Origin of the sequence: Bacillus sp. DHT2, from assembly GCF_026241455.1 — a bacterium.
GTDB lineage: Bacteria > Bacillota > Bacilli > Bacillales > Bacillaceae_G > Bacillus_A > Bacillus_A pseudomycoides.
On the sequence record NZ_JAPHWH010000002.1, the window covers coordinates 483,534 to 505,061 of the forward strand.

Consider the following 21,528-nt stretch of genomic DNA (forward strand, 5'->3'; position numbering starts at 1 on the left):
AGCTTATTTTTTGCTGCCAAACCATTTCTTCACTAATTTGTCCATTTCACCATTTTCTTGCATCTTCTTAATCACTTTATTAAATTCTGCTGTTTTGTCACTATTTTTCGGAAGGGCAATTGCTGCTCCTACTTCTTCTGGAGCTTCCTGAATTTCAATTCCTTGTAAACCTTTGATTTTTTCTAAATAATTTTTAGCAACTGTATCTTCTAAAATAGCAGCATCAAAACGTCCAGCCTGAATTTCTTGTACGATTTCTGGTATACGGTCACGCCCCTCCGCCTGGAAGTTCACTTGCTTGTTAAATTCATTCGCTTTTTCTTCTTGAATAGAACCTGTTTGTACCCCTACTTTTTTACCTTCCAAATCTTGTAATGACTTAATACCTGAATCCTTTTTCGAAACAATCATGTTTTTAGCAACAAAATAAATATCTGTAAAATCCGCATTTCCCTTACGTTCTGGAGTTGGTGTCATACCAGCCATAACAAAGTCAACTTTCCCCGAGCTAAGCGATGCTAATAATCCTCCAAAATCCATATCTTTCACTTTCACTTCATAACCAAGTTCTTTCCCAATATACTTTGCAATATCAACATCAAAACCGATAATTTCATCACTCTTTGAAGCTTCCACATATTCATAAGGTTTATAGTCTGCTGAAGTACCCATAACGAGTACTTTCTTATCTTTCTTCGTATTCGATTCCTTTGTTTCTCCCTTACTACAAGCACTAAACATACTTATTATTAAAATAAGTGCAAATGAAATTGATAATAACTTCTTCATATTTCTCCCCCTAATAATGTATATTTAAAAGTTTTATAGAATTTTTATTCGATGTTTGTATTGTAGCAATAATTTTATTTTTATGCAACAATTAAAATAAAAATAAAATACAAATTCTATTAAAACGGTTTTTCTAGGTTGATTAATGTATAGATTAGTGTATAAAATATACATTTCATGTATATTCCCTCTCATTACAAATGATTATAAACAAATGTTATTAACTTCACCTCCTAATAAAGTGCAACTTTAATCAGAGGGGGGACTTTCTTTAACTTCTATTGATTATTAGCCCTCACCAATCAGGATTTTACTGCTCACAAACATCCTAATAAATGGAACAAAATAAAAAAACGGTACATACACTTATAAGTGTATGTACCGTTTTTTTATTTTCTATTAAACCTCTTTACAATTCTCTTCAAAGTACGATTGTAATTTTGCAATGACTTGCATTGGCTCATGGCCTTCGATTTCATGGCGTTCAACCATCGTTACAATCTTTCCATCTTTTAATAATGCGAAAGACGGAGAAGATGGTGGATATCCTTCAAAATATTCACGTGCACGTGCTGTTGCCTCTTTGTCCTGCCCCGCAAATACTGTTACAAGGTGATCTGGACGTTTATCATAATGTACGGAATGCGCAGCAGCAGGGCGAGCAATACCACCTGCACAACCGCATACTGAGTTTACCATTACAAGTGTCGTACCTGTTTGCTTAAATGCCTCATCAACTGCGGATGGTGTTGTTAATTCTGTATATCCAGCGGAAACAATTTCTTCACGCGCTTGACGGACAACATCATTCATAAAAAAGTTAAAGTTAATCAATGTTTTCCCTCCTCTAGATCTCTCTCTCTGTATCTTACCAGTTACCGTTTTAGAAATACAAGTAAACTTACTTGTATTCTTCTTATGCGTATAGAAAAAACGTCCTAGAACAAGTGTCCTAAGACGTTTTTTCTTAATGTCCGCGATGCTTTTGTTTTGCTTTTTGCACTTTGATAAGGCGTTTTTTCTGCTTTTCTGCTTCACGCTGTTCCTTAGATTGCACTCGCTTTTCTTGCTTATGCAATTCATAAGATAAACTAATTGCCTCTTGTGCCTTCGTAAAGCTTTTTGTATGCATTTCTTTTGCAGCTTCTCTTATGATACGTTTTATACTTTTCGGACGCTTTTTCTCTTCCACTTTAACACCGCATTTGGCAAAGTGATTAAAATACGTTAGCAACGTATTATTTACAAATACAAGTATCTCTTCGTCTGATGGCTCAGCACCAAAAATATACCTCGCTGCATACAAAATCCCTTTATGTGTATCCTCAATCATTCCTACAAAAAACTGACCATCATGATATACTGTCAATTTCATCGACAGCCCCTCCTTAGAAAAAAATTAGAAATACTGGACATCCCGGAGGGGAAGGTTACTGACATACTAGTATGCGTCTGGACTACCAACCAGAACTGTGTTTTTGTATTTCTATAGCTATTATATATTATTTCTACTTTCTTTTTCTATCTTCTCATATGCTTCAATCATTTTTTTATGTGATCCTACAATGTACTCAGGCAATTCTGTAACGGGAAAGAATTTAAGCTGAACCGCTTCCTCTTTATTGACAGCTAGCAAACCTTCATATTCATTTGTATAATAAGCAGTCGTTACAGATTGAAATTCATCACCATTCGCTAATTTTATAAAGTAATTAGCTCCAGAGAACACATTAATGAGTTTTAAATTTTTCACATAAATTCCTGCTTCTTCATATACTTCACGGCAAGCTGTCTCTTCTGTGGATTCTCCAAGCTCCATTAAACCACCAAGCAATCCCCATTTTCCATACGGTTCTGTTCGTTGTTGTAATAAAACATGTCCACCTTCATTTAATACGAGAACAACAGCACCAACTAAAATTAAAGGGCGATGACCAACTACTTTTCGTAACTCCTCTACATATCCCATCGAAACAAACCCTTCTTTTTTTATTTCGTTGTCCACACTATTGTATCATATGCATAAGATGGTAAAATGCGTATTCATTTCATTTTTTTAACAAAATATTTATTTTTTCCATTTCATCTATCGTTGCTAATTGAATCAATTCAATTGATACTTTTTTTGATAATTCCTCCTTTGCCCATGTTTCCGTTTTCCCCAATAAAGTAAGCACATCCTTTTGAATTTTCCCGTCTTTTACAAGAATAAATGAAATAGGTGATTTTTTACCAGCTACTTTCATATCCAGCCGAGATACCGTTTCATATTCTGGATACTGAAATACCGAAACAACACCACTTGCTTCCCATAATGCTAATTTTATTGTTTTAATATCACTAATATTTTGTAAGCGTAGTTCAGAAAATAAATACTCTACCGTAATTCTTGCTTTTTTCAAATTGCTAAAATCGATTGAACCATTATGTATGAGAATAACCGGAGCTGGTTCTAAAAAACGTCTCCACCGATCCCATTTCAACATTAAAATCGAACTTATGATATGAAGAACAACGAGCATAAAAGTTGTAATCATCGAGCCTGTTAAACCCACTTTTTCATCGGATAGTGCATTGGAAATATTTCCACCTAACAATAAAACTAATACCACATCTAAGAAGCGGAGTTGTGCAATGGAGCGTTGTCCCATTGCTTTGGCAACAATAATTAGAAAGATATATGCTATTATAGCTCGAATCATCCATTCTATATGGGAAAGATGATGTGCTCCCTCAAAAATATGCATATGCATGAATTTGCACTCCTTAATCATCACAAACTTTCACACTCCCTTTAGTTTGTGATGATTAAGATCATCTATACAAAAAAGACCGATTCGCATGAAAACGAATCAGCCTTTTTACATAAAAATTAACTAACTGAAAACATATACTTTTTGTATGTTTTCCGCACCGATAAGACGAGCCCCATCATCATCATATTCGAGAATAAGGAACTTCCTCCATATGATAAAAACGGAAGCGCAATTCCTTTTACCGGCATTAATCCAACAATCATACCAACGTTTTGGAAAATTTGTAATGTTAAAACACCAATTACTCCAGCACATAATAATGTACCGAACAAATTATCTGCTGAATACCCAATTATAATTGTTCGATATAAAAGAAGCAGGAACATAAATACAACAAAAGCTGCAATTAAAAATCCACCTTCTTCAGCAATTGTAGCAAAAATGAAATCGGTATGCTTTTCAGGAATATATACACTTCCATATCCAAATCCTTTTCCATCCATTCCTCCACTACCAACCGCTAAAATCGATTGTTGTGTTTGATAACCTTGATCCACGTGCTCAAATGGATCCAGCCAACCCAAAATTCGTGACTGTTGATGCGGCTTTAGTAAAGTAACCAATTTGTTGAAAAAAATATCTGGGTATTTCAAAAATATAAATACTAACGTGGACAATATGGTCAGTGGAATAACTGTACATATTGCAATTAATTTCTTTTGAATACCTGACATAAACAAAATACATGCAATCCCTGCAGCATATAGGAAAACCATCCCTGTATCAGGCTGACTATATACAAGTAGAGCAGGTGGAATCGATACTAAAATAATTTTACCTATTAATCTTAAATCCGTTTGAAAAGTCCGTACCATATATTTTTCATTATGCTTGACTGCTAAACTAGCAACTAAAATAAGCAACGCAATTTTGAAAAACTCTGATGGCTGGATCGCCCCAAGAACTGGGACTTTAAACCATCTTTTTGCCCCTAATATTTCAGGGGTTAAAGCTTTAAATGGTGAAATCTTAAGTATAATAATCGAAGCAAACCCAACAATATAAAATGGCCACGCTAATTTTTGCAGTTGATCTAAATCAATACTTGCAACAAGTAGTAATAAAACAATACCGATTACATAGTTAATCCCTTGTTTCATTGCAAAATTTGAATTTCCATATTGTCCTGTTTGTTGACTGCTATATATGGCAGCTATACTCGTGACGCATAATATACACAAAATTAAAATTAATTTTACATCTAAACTTTTTAGAAATTCGGTACTTCTCTTCATGACATCCTCCTGAAACATTGTTAAGGCAAAATAAAAAACCAGGAGTCAACATTCTTTATATTTTGACGACTGATTGCACATTAATCTATAAAATACTTATATAGAATAACTTTCTTTTTTAAACAATACAATACATTATACTACAGTTTCATCAGTAAGATTTTCCAAAAAAATATTCTTTTCTTATTGTATATCTATATACTGGATATCAGCAATGTATTTTCGTAAATTCATAATACATTATTATTCATTGTCACATTAATGGAAGGCATTTTTTATTGTGGGATAAAAAGTGAAGAAATATATTTTTTCTAAAGTAAAAAGCTCGCAGACGCGAGCTTTTTATTAATATACAGACGTATTATTCTCTGATACATTTTCAAGAATTTCTTTTACACGTCCTAAGAATTTACCACAAATTAAGCCATCCAGTACACGATGATCAAGGGATAAACATAGGTTAACCATGTCGCGTGCACCGAACATACCATTATCCATAATAACTGGACGCTTTACAATAGATTCTACTTGTAAAATAGCAGCTTGTGGATGGTTAATAATACCCATAGATTGAACAGAACCAAATGATCCTGTGTTATTAATTGTAAATGTACCGCCTTGCATTTCGTCTGCTTTCAATGATTTTGTACGAACTTTTCCTGCAAGTTCAGTAATTTCACGAGCAATACCTTTAATTGTTTTCTCATCTGCTTGTTTAATAACTGGTACAAATAATTCATCTTCTGTTGCAACAGCGATAGAAAGGTTAATATCTTTCTTTTGAACAATCTTGTCACCAGCCCACATTGAGTTAATTTGTGGGTATTCTTTCAATGCTTGTGCAACTGCTTTAACGAAAAATGCAAAGAATGTTAAGTTGAAGCCTTCACGCTTTTTAAATTCGCCTTTAATTGAATTACGGTATGATACAAGATTTGTTACATCTACTTCAATCATCATCCAAGCGTGAGGTGCTTCGTGTTTACTACGCAGCATGTTCGCAGCAATTGCTTTACGTACACCTGTTACCGGAATCTCAATATCGCCAGGTACTGTCGGTACAGATACAGGTTTTGCCGCTTCTGTTTTTGGAGCTGATGGTGCAGTCACTTTTGGTGCTTCTTGTGATGCCTGCATAGATACAGGTGCTGCTTCTTTCTTCGCACCAACTACCGGAATGTTTCCAGATTCCACAAGCTTCAGAATATCTTTACGTGTAATACGACCATTTGCACCCGTACCTTCTACTGCATCTAAATCAATATTATGCTCACCTGCAAGTTTTAATACAGCTGGTGAGAAACGAGGTTTGCCATCAGTTGGTTGCTTCACTTTTGGTGCTTTTTCAGCTGAAGCCACTTCTGTTTTTGGTTCCTCTTTTGTTTTCTCTTCTACAGCTGTCGCAGCTACCTCATCCGCGCCCTCTACTTGGATCACACAAACGACTTCACCTACAGCAAGTGTATCACCTTCAGCAGCGACTAACTCCTTCACAATTCCTGTGAAAGAAGATGGTACTTCTGCGTTTACTTTATCTGTCATTACTTCTGCAAGCGGATCATATTTATTTACGTGATCGCCAACATTTACGAGCCATTTACTAATTGTACCTTCCGTTACACTTTCCCCAAGCTGAGGCATTGTGATATTTTCTACAGCCATGTATAGTCCCCCCGATTAAAATTCCGCAAGTTCACGCATTGCTTTTTCCACTTTATCTGGATTTACCATAAAGAATTTTTCCATTGTTGGTGCATATGGCATTGCTGGAACGTCTGGACCTGCAAGACGTGCAATTGGTGCATCAAGGTCAAATAAGCAATTTTCTGCAATAATTGCTGCTACTTCACTTATAATGCTTCCTTCTTTGTTATCTTCCGTTACAAGAAGAACTTTACCTGTTTTAGAAGCTGCTTCAATAATCGCTTCTTTATCTAATGGATATACAGTACGTAAATCAAGAATGTGAGCAGAAATGCCATCTTTCGCTAATTTTTCAGCAGCTTGAAGAGCAAAGTGAACACATAATCCATATGTGATGACAGTAATATCATCACCTTCACGTTTTACATCTGCTTTTCCGATTGGTAATACATAATCATCTTCTGGTACTTCGCCTTTAATTAAACGATATGCACGTTTATGTTCAAAGAATAGTACTGGATCTTCATCACGAATTGCCGCTTTTAATAATCCTTTTGCATCATATGGTGTAGAAGGAATAACAATTTTTAAACCTGGTTGGTTTGCAAACATTGCTTCTACAGACTGTGAGTGATACAATGCACCGTGAACGCCGCCACCAAATGGTGCACGCACAGTGATCGGACAAGTCCAGTCATTATTAGAACGGTAACGAATTTTTGCTGCCTCAGAAACAATTTGGTTTACTGCTGGCATAATAAAATCAGCGAATTGCATTTCAGCAATTGGACGCATTCCGTACATCGCTGCCCCGATTGCTACCCCTGCAATTGCAGACTCTGCAAGCGGTGTATCAAGCGCACGATCTTCACCAAATTGATCATATAATCCATTTGTCGCTTTAAATACGCCACCTTTTTTACCAACGTCTTCTCCTAATACAAATACTTTCTCATCGCGTTCCATTTCCTCGCGCATTGCTAATGTAATCGCGTCAATATAAGACATTACAGCCATGAAACGTTCCCCCCTATTCTGCGTATACGTGCTTCAATGCATCTTCAGGTGCTGCATACGGAGCATTTTCTGCATATTCTGTTGCTTCGTTTACGATATGCATAATTTCATCTAACATTTGTTTTTCAGATTCCTCTGTTAACACGCCAACCTCTTTTAAGTAAGCAGCAAATGTAAAGATAGAATCTTTTTTCTTCGCTTCTTCTACTTCTTCTTTATCACGATATACACGATCATCGTCATCACTAGAGTGTGCTGTTAAACGATATGATACTGTTTCAATTAAAGTTGGACCTTCGCCGCGGCGGCCACGATCCGCTGCTTCTTTTACAGCTTTATATACTGCAAGCGGGTCATTTCCGTCCACTGTGTATCCTGGCATACCGTAACCAATTGCACGATCTGATACATTTTTACATGCTAATTGCTTTTCAACAGGGATAGAAATTGCATATTTGTTATTCTCACACATGAAAATAACAGGCAATTTGTGTACGCCAGCAAAGTTAGCACCTTCGTGGAAGTCACCTTGGTTAGAAGAGCCTTCACCGAAGGTAACAAACGTTACTAAATCTTTCTTTTCCATCTTCCCTGCTAGTGCAATGCCTACTGCATGAGGCACTTGTGTTGTAACTGGTGATGAACCTGTCACAATACGGTTTTTCTTCTGACCGAAGTGACCAGGCATTTGACGGCCACCAGAGTTTGGATCTCCTGCTTTTGCAAAGCCAGACAACATAAGCTCTTTTGCTGTCATACCAAACGCTAGTACTACACCCATATCACGGTAGTATGGTAATGCATAATCTTTTTCACGATCAAGTGCAAATGCTGCGCCTACTTGTGCAGCTTCCTGTCCTTGACAAGAAATTACGAATGGAATTTTCCCTGCACGGTTTAACAGCCACATACGTTCGTCAATTTTACGTGCAAGCAACATCGTACGATACATTTCTACTACTTGCTCATCACTTAAGCCAAGCTCTTCATGGCGCTTTTCTTTTACTTCTGCCATTTTCATAACCTCCTAAATCCACATTTTTATGCGTGTAACGCTTTTCCATCTACTGCTAATGCAGCTTCACCAATTGCTTCTGATAATGATGGATGCGGATGAATTGTATGTGCAACTTCCCAAGGTGTTGCATCAAGTACTCTTGCAAGACCCGCTTCAGAAATCATATCCGTTACATGTGGGCCAATCATATGAACACCGAGAATATCATTTGTTTCTTCATCAACTACAAGTTTCACAAAACCATCTGATTCTCCATATACAAGTGCTTTTCCGATTGCACGGAATGAGAACTTACCTACTTTTAACTTATAGCCTTTTTCTTTTGCTTCCTGTTCTGTTAAACCAACAGAAGCTACTTCTGGACTACTGTATACACATTTCGATACCATAGAGTAATCGATTGGCATAACTTCTTTATCAGCAATATGTTCTACAGCAACAATACCTTCATGAGAAGCAACGTGTGCAAGTTGTAAACCGCCAATTACATCACCAATTGCATAAATATGTGATTCTTTCGTTTGATAAAACTCATTTGTTTGAATGTATCCTTTTTCCACAATGATATCTGTATTCTCTAAGCCGATATTTTGCGTATTGGCTTGTCTTCCTACAGATACAAGCATTTTTTCTGCCTTGAATTCTTTATTTTCACCATTGTGTTCGGCTTGAATTGCTACTCCATTATCTTTTACCAATGTTTCTGGTAATACTTTTGCACCTGTTACCACTTTAATTCCCTTTTTCTTCAAGAGACGTTGCATTTCTTTCGAAACATCTTGATCTTCAAGCGGTAAGACATGTTTTGCATATTCTAATACGGTAACTTCAACACCGAAATCAGCAAGCATAGATGCCCATTCAATTCCAATTACGCCACCACCAACAATGATAATTGATTCCGGAAGCGTTTCCATTTTTAGGGCATGATCCGATGACATTACGTATTCTCCATCTAGTTCTAACCCTGGTAAAGAGTTTGGACGAGAACCTGTTGCAATAAGCACATTTTTAGGAATCAACATTTCATTCTCTTCTCCACTTGCAAATTCAACCGAAATTGTTCCCGGCATTGGAGAGAAGATAGAAGGTCCAAGAATGCGGCCGATACCTTCAAACACATCAATTTTACCTTGCTTCATTAAATGCTGAACGCCTTTATGAAGCTGCGTTACAATCTTTTCTTTACGCTCTTGCACTTTAGCAAAGTTCAACTCTACATTGCTCGTTACAACGCCAAACTCTTCACTCTTTTTCGCCGTTGCATATACTTCAGCACTGCGCAGCAATGCTTTACTAGGAATACAACCTTTGTGTAAACAAGTGCCACCAAGATTATCTTTTTCAACAAGTGCTGTTTTTAGCCCTAATTGTGATGCACGAATAGCAGCAACATATCCGCCAGTACCGCCGCCAACGATGACTAAATCATATTCTTTTGCCATTATCTCAACCCCTAGCTACCGTTTCTTTTTCTCGTACAACATACTCTTTTGAAGCTTCTTCCTCACGTAATACACGAAGTGCCCCTTCTGCTAATGCTTGTAATTCATCTTCACCTGGATGCACAATCACATCAGCAATCCAATGAACGCGCTCCTTGATCTCATCAACAAGAATTTTGCTATATGCGAGTCCTCCTGTTAAAACGATTGCATCTATTTTCCCATGAAGAACCGCGCTGGCTCCGCCGATTTCTTTTGCAACTTGATATGCCATCGCTTTATAAATAAGTGTTGCCTCAGGATCACCTTTCTCAACCATGTTCTCAACTTTAATTGCATCGTTTGTACCAATAAGGCTTACTAATCCGCCTTGTCCAACAATCTTTTTCATCATTTCATCGCGGTAATACTCACCTGAGAAACACATTTCTATTAACTGTCCAACCGGCACTGTTCCAGCACGTTCTGGACTAAATGGACCTTCACCATTCAAACCATTATTTACATCAATAACTTTTCCTTGCTTATGAGCACCAACCGTTATCCCGCCACCCATGTGCGCAATTAATAGGTTTAAATCTTCATATTTACGACCAAGTTCCTCTGCAACTTTACGCGCCACAGCTTTTTGGTTTAACGCATGAAAAATACTTTTTCGCTCCATGCCAGAAATACCACTAATACGAGCAATTGGATCCATTTCATCAACAACAACTGGATCGACAATAAATGCTGGAATATTTAATCCTGAAGCGATTTCATACGCCAAAATACCTCCAAGATTTGAAGCGTGATGACCGCTATATCCATTTTTCAAATCTTCTAACATTGCTTCGTTCACTGTATACGTACCACCTTCAATGGGACGAAGTAATCCCCCGCGGCCGCAAACAGCGTTTAATTTCGAAATATTAATACCGTGAGAATGTAAAACCTCTAAAATTGTTTCTTTTCGAAATTCATATTGATCAATAATTCGTTTATATTTACCGATTTTATCCACATCATGACGAATGGTTTCTTCTAAAACGGGTCTTTCATTATCAAAAACACCTATTTTTGTGGATGTACTACCCGGATTAATAACAAGGATTCGATTTAAGGACAATGTTGCTACCTCCACCTATAAATTCAAAAGGAAGTGGAAACCTCGTAAGAGGTAACCACAGCTTTTGTAGAAGTTGTATATGATAGATTAGCGACGGCTAATAATGTCATGGCCGTTGCGTAAGAACGTGCTACGAGTATTTTTCAAGCTTGCAATACGCTCTTCAGCTAGACGATCTGCTGCAACATAAGTTGGTACACCATCACGTTTTGAAATCTCAATTACTTTTGCAATTGTGTCATAAATAGACTCTACACGTTTTAATGCACGTTCTCTATTGTATCCATATAATTCATCTGCTACGTTAATTACACCGCCTGCATTAATTACATAGTCTGGTGCGTATACAATTCCCATTTCATGGATTGCGTCACCGTGACGATCTTCTTTTAATTGGTTATTTGCAGAACCTGCAATTACTTTTGCTTTAAGTTGTGGAATTGTTTCGTCATTTACTGTCGCACCTAATGCGCATGGTGCATAAATGTCACATTCTACACCGTAAATTTCATTTGGTTCAACTGCTGTTGCACCAAATTCTTCTACTGCACGTTGTACCGCTTCTTTATTAATATCTGTAACGATTAGTTGTGCACCTTCAGCGTGTAAATGTTTGCATAGGTGATATGCTACGTTACCAACACCTTGAACAGCAATTACTTTACCTTCTAGGCTGTCTGTACCAAATGCCTCTTTCGCTGCTGCTTTCATACCGCGGTAAACACCATAAGCAGTTACTGGAGATGGGTTACCAGAAGAACCGAATGAAGGTGAAATACCTGTCACAAAATCAGTTTCTTCGTGGATAATATCCATATCATCAACAGTTGTACCAACATCTTCTGCAGTAATATAACGCCCGTTTAAACCTTGGATGTAACGTCCTAATGCACGGAACATTGCTTCACTTTTATCTTTACGTGGATCGCCAATGATAACTGTTTTTGCACCACCTAGGTTTAAACCAGCTGCTGCGTTTTTATATGTCATCCCTTTTGCAAGACGCAATGCATCTTCAATCGCCGCTTCTTCAGAATCATATGTCCACATTCTTGTTCCACCAAGGGCTGGTCCAAGTGTTGTATCATGAATTGCAATGATTGCTTTTAATCCAGATTCTTTATCTTGACAAAATACTACTTGCTCATAATCATATTTTTCTAAGTATTCGAAGATTTCTAATGTCATTGTCATTTCCCCCTAATTGTTTTACCCTTTTGGTTTATTTAGAAGCAGTCGCAACTGCTAAAGCTAATGAATATACTTTTGTTTCTGCTGAATCTGCACGAGATGTTAAAACAATCGGTGCTTTTGCGCCAGCAATCATCGCTCCTACATTTGCATTTGCAAAATAGACAAGCGATTTATATAGCACGTTTCCAGCTTCAATCGTTGGGACGAGTAAAATGTCTGCCTTACCTGCTACATCACTTACTATGCCTTTGTGCTCTGCTGCAATTTGTGATACAGCATTATCTAAAGCAAGCGGTCCATCAACGATACAATCTTTAATTTGTCCACGACGATTCATTTGGGTTAACATCGCTGCATCGATTGTCGCCTGCATCGCTGGATTAATAACTTCCACCGCTGCAATTGGAGCCACTTTTGGCAATTCGATTCCTATTGCCCGGGCAACTTCAACAGTATTTTGTATAATAGCAGCTTTTTGCCCTACATCAGGTGCAATGTTCATCGCTGCATCTGTAACAAAGATAAAGCGATCGTAATTTGGAACTTCAAACGCTGCAACATGTGATAACACACTACCCTTGCGAAGTCCCCACTCTTTATTTAATACTGCTTTTAAAATACTTGCTGTTGGGATGTTCCCCTTCATAAGTACGTCTGCTTCACCATTTCTTACAGCTTTAACAGAAAGTTCCGCGGCCTCAGCACTTGATGATGCCGCAATCACTTGAACGTGTTCTGAAACTTGTAAGTCATGCTCTTGTAGCATACCCATAATTTTTTCTTGATTTCCATATAGACGAAATTGAGCTAACTGTAATTGAATTGCCTTAGCAACTGCTTCAATTACTTCATGATCTTCAGCCACTGCTACAGCCACAGTTTTTTTAGGCTGCCCTGCTGCTTGATCAATTAAGTGTTTTAACTTCATATCTTGTAATCAACCCTTTCCGTCGTCCCTCGTCTATTTAATAAGCAAATATCGTGCCAACTTTTCAAATTGGTCATACCAATTATGAAAACGCATACAAAATACAGTGAAATCAGTACTTTGGAAAATTACATAATATCCTGTCTTAAATTGTTGTTTTTTGCGTACCATGCAATAAATTGCATGGTGCGCAATTTATTGCATGCTATTTTTTGCATGGTCATACTTTTCTAACTTGTAATATAAATTTCGAACTGAGATTCCTAACACTTTCGCTGTCTTTGTTTTATTCCCACCAAACTTCTCTAAATATTCATGTATGATGTTCCCTTCAAACTCCGTAACCAAATGTTCAAGGGGCTTTTCTTCTAATTCCGGCAATAAATTATTTCCTTTTAATTCCACTTGGTCTTCCTTATGCAAAGAAGGCAAATGATGTACATCAATATACATCTCATTATAGTTCATAAAAATAATCGCCCGTCCCAAAATATTCTCAAGCTCCCTGACATTCCCCGGCCAATCATACGATCGCAAATATTCAATAGCCGATTCTGTTAACCCTTCTACATTCCGGCCATAATCTTGATTAATTTTTTGAATCAATCGTTCTGATATAGCTGGAATATCTGCCTTTCGCTGACGAAGAGACGGAATTTGAATTGGAATTTTATTTAGGCGATAATATAAATCTTCTCTGAATTCACCTTCCAAAATTGCTTTTTCTAAATTTACATGCGTCGCTGCAATCACCCGAACATTAATAGGAATTGGTTTTGTTCCTCCAACTTTTACAATTTCTTTTTCCTGCAAAACGCGCAATAATTTCGCTTGCGTATTCGCAGACAGTTCCCCAATCTCATCTAAAAAAACACTCCCATTATTTGCTTCTTCAAAGAAACCTCTTTTACCACCTCTTTTCGCACCAGAAAAAGCTCCTTCTTCGTAACCAAATAATTCACTTTCCAATAAAGTTTCCGAGATAGCAGCACAGTTTACACGAACAAACTTATTGTATTTCCGATTACTCCCGTTATGAATAGCGTGCGCAAATAACTCTTTACCAGTCCCTGACTCCCCGCGAAGTAATACGGTTGCTGGTGTGTTTGCTCCCAGCTTTGCTTGCTCTATTGCAGCCATCGTTTCATCAGACGTTCCTACAATATCCTCAAAAGAATATTTCGCTTCTAGCGTCCGAATAATTTGTCTTGCCCGGTTTAATTCATGCGTTAATTTTTGAATTTCGGATACGTCACGAATAACACCAACGCTACCTTTCAATATACCATCAACAATAACCGGTGCGACATTTACAATGACATCTCGTTTTTTCTGACCAATTTTCATATGAATCCCTCGTACCGCCCTACGCGTCCGAAGTACTTTCATATGCATACTTTCCCCCTCTACAATATCAGTCGTTGCAGGTTTTCCAATTATGTCATCCTCTGTAAGGCCTGTTAACTTTGTATAAGCAGGGTTGATGACAAGACCTCTTCCTTTCTCATCTACAACAGAAATCGCTTCCTCAGATGAATAAATAATCGCTTCCAATAAGGTTTGAATTTCTTTTAAATCTGTAACTTCTTCCGCTAAATCTACAACTTCTGTAATATCTTTAAAAATTGCAAATGCCCCTTGCACCTCTCCATCTTCTTTTAAAATAGGAATACGCGTTGTAATAATCTTCTTTTCATTTCCTAACGTCAATTCATGATTTACTTCTATTTGTTTCGTTCGTATAATACGAAGTAACTTACTAGTCGGAATTACTTCTAAAATATATTTCCCAGTCGCTTCTTTCGCTTTATAACCCGTTATACGTTCTGCACTTTTGTTAAATAATTTCACATAACCTTCTGAATCAATGACAATCATTCCATCATGAGTAGAATTTAAAATCAAATTTCCTTGCTGCGTTTGGCCTTTCAGTTTTTCAATTAAATTCTCTTTCTCATGTGCCAACTTCGTAACGATCTTCGCAACATCCCCTGGTATAAGGAGTGTATTTTCTTGCTTTTTTGCGAATAGAACCTTATGTAAATGGTAATCACCACTCATATCAAAAATTACATCCACATCCACTGTAAGAAAAGAATCTAAATTTTCTCCAACTGCAATACCTTGTTCTTGCGCAATCTGTAATCCTTTTGCATTCGGATTTATATCGATAACGCCAACGACTTTAAATATATTCGAATTTTGCAGCAAACCAAGAATCGTACTTCCACCTTCGCCCGCTCCAATAATTAATACTTTTTGTTTCACACATCCCACTTCCTCTCGAAGTATCTCTGCAAAATTTTTCACACCTTTATCTTACTCGTTCAGCAATCACTTGACAAATCCCCTTTCTATATAACATCATTTGATATATACAAAATTATCTGAAAAGGAGCGTTATCTATGCAGCGTTACCTTGCTCTTCTATTAGCACTCATCCCCATCTCATTAGCAGTGCTAGGTATAAAATTGATGAGAGATACTGTATTTGGTATTCTTTTATCTCCAATCCCTGTATTATGGTTACAATTTTTAATAGGTGTATTCTGCTTTGCAATCGGTTTTTATATCTTTGGAGGCTTTGTTGTACATCGTGATCGTAAACGAAACAAAGTACAAGCTCGTTTCAGAAGATAAAAGAACATAAAAATGAGACCCTTCTAATGAAAGGTCTCATTTTTTCGCTTGTAATAACACTCTCGCTGCTTCTGGATAATCAGTAATAATCGCCGATATGTTCATATCAAAATACTTACGCATAACCGTTTCATCATTAATTGTATAAGGCCGCACTTCAACTCCGCTCTCCATTGTTAATTCAGCTATTGCATCCTGAAGATAACGATAGTTCGGATGAATCGCAGTAGCCCCCATTTTTCGCGCATACGCCCACGGGCTATGTAAACCTTCTCGATACAAAATGGCCGTTTGAATATCCGGAGCCATCATATGACATCTTTTCATACTGTAATGATTAAAAGAAGAAAAAATAACTCGATCTTCTAGGCCAAACTTTCGTATAAGTGTTATAACTTCTTCTTCTAAACCACAATATGGAATTTTATTATTTTTAAATTCAATATTGAGCAACAAACAATTCGATTTTAGCCATTCTAGCACTTCTTCTAATAAAGGAATTTTGCAAAAACCTACCTTTTCCGAAAACTGGTGACTCGCATCCAATTTTCGCAAATCTTCATATAAGTAATTACGAACGGCACCTTTTCCATTCGTTGTACGATTGACAGTTTCATCATGAATCACAACAACTTTTTTATCCTTCGTAAATTGAACATCTAATTCTATCCCGTCTGCCTGAAACGATTCCGCAGCTTTAAATGAAATCATTGTATTTTCTGGATACGCCCCCGCCGCACCGCGGTGCGCGAATATAAGAGTCATCCTCACTCCCCCAATCTTATGCTATACTATACGAAAAAGGAGGTACTTCTATGAAACCATTACAAATTTCTCCGGATACTGCAATTCGTTTATCAAAAGCTCTAGGTGTTCCACTTGAGCAAATTATGCATATGCCGCAGCACATTTTAGTTCAAAAGTTAGTTGAGCTAGAAAAACAAAATAAAGATGAAGAATAATCCAGTCCTGTTTTGCAGGACTGTTTATTTTCTCTATTCACCATATTTCCACCCATATATATATCATAATATCATAAGCAGATTCTTACATAAACTTCAGAAATATATTTATCCCACTATTCGCGGGCAGTAAGACCCCCACCTCAAAATTTATTGACCTTCCTTCTTTATACAGTATTTTATAAGAAAATTTTACTGTGCCAAATATTTGAATTTACTAAACAGGTAGAATGAATATGGTCAGTTATCTAATTGAACATAAAATTGTTACACAAATATTGAGAAATATGTAAATTTAATTTCTTTACATCTTATTCTTGCTATCATTTATAAGAATATTCAAAAAATGATAAGGGATTTCATGAACGTTCAAATGAAGGGGAATGAACAGGTTACAAAGTTGCTAAATGACTGGTATCAATCTATGTTGTCACAACAAAATATACAGGCAACAAAGTTAAAACAAGAAGTAGAAGATAGACTTTCCAATATCAAGGAAGATGAACATTTATCATTATATTATTCGTTACTAGATTTTAGATATAAAGTATTAACAGATGGACTTAACATCACAAAAGATAGCTTCGATAAAATTAATTCCTTTAAAATACCTAATAACAGCTTTCTTTCTTATTATTACCACTTCTTCAAAGCAGTTCACAGCACAATTCTTGCAGACTACAATGAAGCGAGAGAACATTTTGAAAAAGCAGAAAAGCTATTAATGTATGTTGTATCCAACGAATTAGAGGAAGCGGAGTTTAATTATCGTTTGGCTTCGTTCTATTATCAAGTTTACAAACCACTTTTAGCAATTGACCACATACGAATGGCAAAAGATATATTTTCTAAACATCTGGGCTACGAAATCAATGTAGCTTTATGTGATAACATTTTCGGGCTATCTTGTATAGATTTAAGACAATTTGAACAAGCCGAAGAAAGCTTTAACACTGCTATAGATAGCCTAAACAAGAATAATGAAAAAACATTACTACTACGTGTTAGAAATAACATCGGATTAATGTATGCGAATCAAAATCTTTCATCTTTAGCAATTCGTCACTTATCAGAAGTTACGGAAAATATGCCAAACCATTTTAAAGCTTTATATTTACAAGCTGATGAAAATATAAAATTAGGTGAAACGGAAATCGCATCTCAATTAATCGAAAAAGGCTTAAATATCTGTAACGAGTTAGAAAACAAAGAGTATCAATATCGCTTTAAGATTTTAGAAAAATCAAACAAGTCATCCGATACTCTAGAATTAGAAACTGCTATATTGGCAAGATTTTCATACTTTAGGAAAGAAGAACTATGGGATTGTATTGAGGAATACACCGAACGACTAGCAAATAAATTTTATGCTGAGGAAAACCATTTAAAATCAAGCAAATATTTCTACATGAGTAATGAAGCGAGAAAAAAATTATTAGCTAAAGGGGTATTAAAGTAATGAAAAAGATTGGATTAACAATAACAGGATTAGCATTAGCTGGAATTATGACTTTTGGTGTTAGCAACAACCCAGGATTTTCGTCATTGAACAAAGGTGACACACCTGCACCTCAAAGACCTGATTTAGCATTAAACATAGGTGATACACCCGCACCTGCTTATGACCATGGACAACCTTCCTTGGGGCTTAGCTGATGGAAACACTGGTGCAAGTATTGGAGACCACGGTGGTATTGTAGCACAAGATACTCACGCGGATTTGTAATCAAATTATCAAATAAAGAAAAGGAACGCCAAAACCCTCGCACTAGGCGTTCTTTTTTATTGTAAAAATAAAAACCACGAATTAAATCGCGGCTTCTTGAAATACTTCTTGGGCATCTATCATAATATCGGAAACATTAACGCCTCTACTCTCGCACATCCCTACCATTGCAGAAATAATTATTTTAAATATTTAATATACGTCCGAATATGAAGAGGTTTTACCTTATCAACATCCGTAATCTTTAATTCTCTTTCTAAATATGAAGCAAATAACTTCAACGTTTGGTCATATGACCGAATTATTTTCCTACTTAGATACTTTGCATTACAATGAAGTAAAAAGTTTTCAACATTCATCTGAAAGTTGTTCATACAACAAAAAACCTCCTAGCTATTAGAATAAAAATTTCAATCCAATAAATAGAAGGTTTTTAAATTAACCGCCAATTATCTACGTACTTTATTGCTTACATACGTAATTCATCGGCTATTAAATTTTGTTATGAAATACACTTAACATCTTGATACAACAACACTTACGAAGCCTTATGTTCAAGCCTCAACTTATCTGCAACCATTGCGATGAATTCGGAATTCGTAGGTTTTGCTTTTGACATCGATACAGTATAACCAAATAAGGACGAGATTGAATCAATATTCCCACGACTCCACGCTACTTCAATCGCATGACGGATTGCGCGTTCCACACGGCTTGCTGTCGTATTATATTTTTTCGCAATATCCGGGTATAAGACTTTCGTAATAGAACCAAGAAGCTCGATATCGTTATATACCATAGAAATTGCCTCTCGCAAATACATATATCCTTTAATATGAGCTGGTACACCAATTTCGTGAATAATGCTTGTAATACTCGCATCTAGATTCTTCGGTTTTCCATCTACTGTTGTTGCAGATCGGAAAGATGGTAGTGGACGTTTAATTGTAGTATTCGTTTTACCGCTTACTTGACGAATATGACCCGTTAAATTTTCCATATCAAATGGCTTTAAAATGAAATAAGAAGCACCTAAATCAACTGCTTTTTTCGTCACATCTTCTTGTCCAAATGCCGTTAACATAATCACATTCGGCTGTCTTAGTCGTTCAATATGACGCATTTTTTCCAGCACCGCTAAACCATCTAAATGTGGCATAATAATATCTAAAACAAGTACATCAGGTTGTTTCTCCTTCAGTAAATTCAAACACTCTTGACCATTATAAGCAATTCCGATTACTTCCATATCATCTTGAGCAGCAACATAACTTTCTAGCATTGATACTAGTTCCTTATTATCATCCACAAGACACACTTTAATTTTCTCCACAGCTTTTCCTCCCTTACCGAATCGATTCTCCCGACATGTGTAAGCTTCTAGGCTACATGAATTGTTCGACAATTGTGTGAAATTTCCCTTTTAAAGTTTCTTAATTTCCGATAAAATCACAAAAAAATATGTTTATCGTTCATTTATTTTCTTTCTTTACACATTCCATCATAGGTTTACAACGAAACGTTCACTCTTTTCTTTTATTTTACAACAAAAAACAGCTCTTGCGGAACTTTTACAAAATTTCAACGAATTTCTCAAGAAAAAAGCAAGCTGATATTAATCAGCTTGCTTTTTTCTCTTGCTCATAAATATTAATTCCAGCTTCATGTAACATCCATTCAATATGGACACCATACCCTGAAGTTGGGTCATTCACAAATACATGTGTAACAGCACCAATCATTTTTCCATTTTGAACAATCGGACTACCACTCATCCCTTGAACAATACCACCTGTTTTAGCCAATAAACGTTTGTCTGTAACTTTTACAACCATTCCTTTTGTAGCTGGGAACTTTTGTGGTACCGTGCTTACGATTTCAATATCAAATGCCTCTACTTTATCTTGATCGATAACTGTTAATATTTTCGCTGGCCCTTCTTTCACTTGATGAGATAATGCAATCGGCATTGCTTCATCCATTATGCCATTTTTTATACCTGTATTTAATTTACCAAAAATACCAAAAGGACTATTTGTTGTAATATTACCAATCACTTCACGATCCGGTGAAAATCTTGCTAATTTTTCTCCTGGATTTCCATGACTACCACGTTCGATAGAAGTAACTGTCGAACGAACAATCTGTCCATCTTCTACTTGAATTGGTTTTTTCGTATCATTATCAGAAATAACATGACCAAGCGCTCCATATTTCATCGAATCCGGATGAACAAAAGTCATCGTTCCAATACCAGCAGCTGAATCACGAATATATAAGCCAATCCGATAAGACGATTCACCATTATCTTTTTCTGGTGTTAGTTTCGTATGAATATACTTACCATCTCGTAATAAGACGAGGTTAAGCGGTTCACCTGTTTTTCCGCTATCATGAATAAAAGGTGCCACATCGCTCATTCTTTCAATTGTTTTTCCATTAATTTCGGTAATCATATCCCCAACTTGTACACCAGCCACTTCTCCAGGCGATACTTTCCCTCTCTCTGTTTGAATTAAATGATGTCCAACAACAAGTACACCTTTTGTATTCAATTTCACTCCAATTGATTGCCCACCTGGAATCACTTTAAAATCTTTTAATACTTTCACATTTACCTTTTTTACTGGAAATCCAGCAAGTTGAAAAACCATATCCGCTTCACCATTTTGATGCGAATTTACTACAAGTCCAGATTTCTGTTCTTTATTTGAACTCACTGTAAAAACATGATGATTTGTCGATGAAGCCTGGAAAACTGGAAATGATGCTATTTCGGATTGTTGACCCTCAAAAATAACGAGTTGCTTCGGGGATGAAATAAACGTACGAAGCGGTTTAAAACATCCAATAAAAATTAATGAAACAAGGAGGCAAAGACCTATTATTTTTCGGAATTGCTCTAATTTCAATTCATTCACTCTCCTCGCTCCTACCCCACATTCAGCCTAACGACTTCATCTTTTAATTTCTCCTTGCAACGCTTTGTTTATAACCGGAAGAATC

General features: G+C 36.4%; 21 protein-coding genes and 1 pseudogene. 4 read left to right on the forward strand and 18 right to left on the reverse strand.

Annotated features, from left to right (window positions below):
- Positions 1-3: 3 nt before the first annotated feature.
- From ORL93_RS07555 to ORL93_RS07620, 14 genes are all read right to left on the reverse strand, one after another.
- A complete protein-coding gene (locus ORL93_RS07555) occupies positions 4-789 on the reverse strand; it encodes a transporter substrate-binding domain-containing protein (protein WP_003200151.1) in 786 nt (261 codons plus the stop codon).
- Positions 790-1,188: 399 nt separating this feature from the next.
- Positions 1,189-1,602 (reverse strand): BrxA/BrxB family bacilliredoxin, encoded by a 414-nt coding sequence (locus tag ORL93_RS07560; RefSeq protein ID WP_003208428.1) that lies wholly within the window; start codon positions 1,600-1,602, stop codon positions 1,189-1,191.
- A gap of 154 nt (positions 1,603-1,756) precedes the next feature.
- A complete protein-coding gene (locus ORL93_RS07565; protein ID WP_006095958.1) occupies positions 1,757-2,164 on the reverse strand; it encodes a YjdF family protein in 408 nt (135 codons plus the stop codon).
- A 120-nt stretch (positions 2,165-2,284) separates the two neighbouring features.
- Positions 2,285-2,758: an NUDIX hydrolase gene (locus ORL93_RS07570; RefSeq protein ID WP_018766140.1), complete on the reverse strand. Its 474-nt coding sequence runs from the start codon at positions 2,756-2,758 to the stop codon at positions 2,285-2,287.
- A gap of 79 nt (positions 2,759-2,837) precedes the next feature.
- Positions 2,838-3,542 carry a DUF421 domain-containing protein gene (locus tag ORL93_RS07575; protein WP_018766141.1) on the reverse strand — a complete coding sequence of 235 codons (705 nt, stop codon included), beginning with the start codon at positions 3,540-3,542 and terminating at the stop codon, positions 2,838-2,840.
- A 119-nt stretch (positions 3,543-3,661) separates the two neighbouring features.
- Positions 3,662-4,840, reverse strand: coding sequence for an FtsW/RodA/SpoVE family cell cycle protein (locus ORL93_RS07580; protein WP_018780792.1), 1,179 nt, complete (start codon positions 4,838-4,840; stop codon positions 3,662-3,664).
- 345 nt (positions 4,841-5,185) lie between these two features.
- Entirely contained in the window at positions 5,186-6,502 is a 1,317-nt protein-coding gene (locus tag ORL93_RS07585; RefSeq protein WP_003208433.1) for a dihydrolipoamide acetyltransferase family protein, read from the reverse strand.
- Between the two features lie 15 nt (positions 6,503-6,517).
- Entirely contained in the window at positions 6,518-7,501 is a 984-nt protein-coding gene (gene bfmBAB / locus ORL93_RS07590) for a 3-methyl-2-oxobutanoate dehydrogenase subunit beta (protein ID WP_003200187.1), read from the reverse strand.
- A gap of 13 nt (positions 7,502-7,514) precedes the next feature.
- On the reverse strand, positions 7,515-8,516 hold the full coding sequence (bfmBAA, locus tag ORL93_RS07595) for a 3-methyl-2-oxobutanoate dehydrogenase subunit alpha (protein WP_018766143.1): 1,002 nt from the start codon (positions 8,514-8,516) through the stop codon (positions 7,515-7,517).
- 26 nt (positions 8,517-8,542) lie between these two features.
- The gene (gene lpdA, locus ORL93_RS07600; RefSeq protein WP_003200196.1) at positions 8,543-9,964 is read right to left on the reverse strand and encodes a dihydrolipoyl dehydrogenase; all 1,422 of its coding nucleotides are present in this window, start codon (positions 9,962-9,964) and stop codon (positions 8,543-8,545) included.
- 4 nt (positions 9,965-9,968) lie between these two features.
- Positions 9,969-11,072 carry a butyrate kinase gene (gene buk / locus ORL93_RS07605; RefSeq protein ID WP_018780791.1) on the reverse strand — a complete coding sequence of 368 codons (1,104 nt, stop codon included), beginning with the start codon at positions 11,070-11,072 and terminating at the stop codon, positions 9,969-9,971.
- Positions 11,073-11,159: 87 nt separating this feature from the next.
- Positions 11,160-12,260, reverse strand: a complete 1,101-nt coding sequence (locus tag ORL93_RS07610) for a leucine dehydrogenase (RefSeq protein ID WP_018766146.1) — start codon at positions 12,258-12,260, stop codon at positions 11,160-11,162.
- Between the two features lie 34 nt (positions 12,261-12,294).
- The gene (gene yqiS / locus ORL93_RS07615) at positions 12,295-13,194 is read right to left on the reverse strand and encodes a phosphate butyryltransferase (RefSeq protein WP_018780790.1); all 900 of its coding nucleotides are present in this window, start codon (positions 13,192-13,194) and stop codon (positions 12,295-12,297) included.
- A 195-nt stretch (positions 13,195-13,389) separates the two neighbouring features.
- Positions 13,390-15,462, reverse strand: coding sequence for a sigma-54 interaction domain-containing protein (locus ORL93_RS07620; protein WP_018780789.1), 2,073 nt, complete (start codon positions 15,460-15,462; stop codon positions 13,390-13,392).
- 138 nt (positions 15,463-15,600) lie between these two features.
- On the opposite strand from ORL93_RS07620, the gene ORL93_RS07625 reads away from it, so the two are divergent.
- Positions 15,601-15,834, forward strand: coding sequence for a DUF2627 domain-containing protein (locus ORL93_RS07625; protein ID WP_003200204.1), 234 nt, complete (start codon positions 15,601-15,603; stop codon positions 15,832-15,834).
- A gap of 36 nt (positions 15,835-15,870) precedes the next feature.
- Here ORL93_RS07625 and ORL93_RS07630 read toward each other — a convergent pair whose 3' ends face one another.
- Positions 15,871-16,599: a glycerophosphodiester phosphodiesterase gene (locus ORL93_RS07630; RefSeq protein WP_006095952.1), complete on the reverse strand. Its 729-nt coding sequence runs from the start codon at positions 16,597-16,599 to the stop codon at positions 15,871-15,873.
- A 50-nt stretch (positions 16,600-16,649) separates the two neighbouring features.
- On the opposite strand from ORL93_RS07630, the gene ORL93_RS07635 reads away from it, so the two are divergent.
- From ORL93_RS07635 to ORL93_RS07645, 3 genes and pseudogenes are all read left to right on the forward strand, one after another.
- Entirely contained in the window at positions 16,650-16,796 is a 147-nt protein-coding gene (locus ORL93_RS07635) for a YycC family protein (protein ID WP_003200201.1), read from the forward strand.
- Positions 16,797-17,157: 361 nt separating this feature from the next.
- Complete coding sequence (locus ORL93_RS07640; protein ID WP_265958836.1) at positions 17,158-18,255, forward strand: response regulator aspartate phosphatase; 1,098 nt, start codon at positions 17,158-17,160, stop codon at positions 18,253-18,255.
- A pseudogene (locus tag ORL93_RS07645) lies at positions 18,255-18,522 on the forward strand (Phr family secreted Rap phosphatase inhibitor). The gene ORL93_RS07640 and the pseudogene ORL93_RS07645 overlap by 1 nt, the downstream one beginning before the upstream one ends.
- A 179-nt stretch (positions 18,523-18,701) precedes the next feature.
- On the opposite strand, the gene ORL93_RS07650 reads toward ORL93_RS07645, so the two are convergent.
- From ORL93_RS07650 to spoIVB, 3 genes are all read right to left on the reverse strand, one after another.
- Positions 18,702-18,896: an integrase gene (locus tag ORL93_RS07650; protein WP_097794391.1), complete on the reverse strand. Its 195-nt coding sequence runs from the start codon at positions 18,894-18,896 to the stop codon at positions 18,702-18,704.
- Between the two features lie 164 nt (positions 18,897-19,060).
- Entirely contained in the window at positions 19,061-19,855 is a 795-nt protein-coding gene (gene spo0A / locus ORL93_RS07655; RefSeq protein WP_003208448.1) for a sporulation transcription factor Spo0A, read from the reverse strand.
- 286 nt (positions 19,856-20,141) lie between these two features.
- Positions 20,142-21,443 (reverse strand): SpoIVB peptidase, encoded by a 1,302-nt coding sequence (spoIVB, locus tag ORL93_RS07660; protein ID WP_003208450.1) that lies wholly within the window; start codon positions 21,441-21,443, stop codon positions 20,142-20,144.
- Positions 21,444-21,528 lie beyond the last annotated feature (85 nt).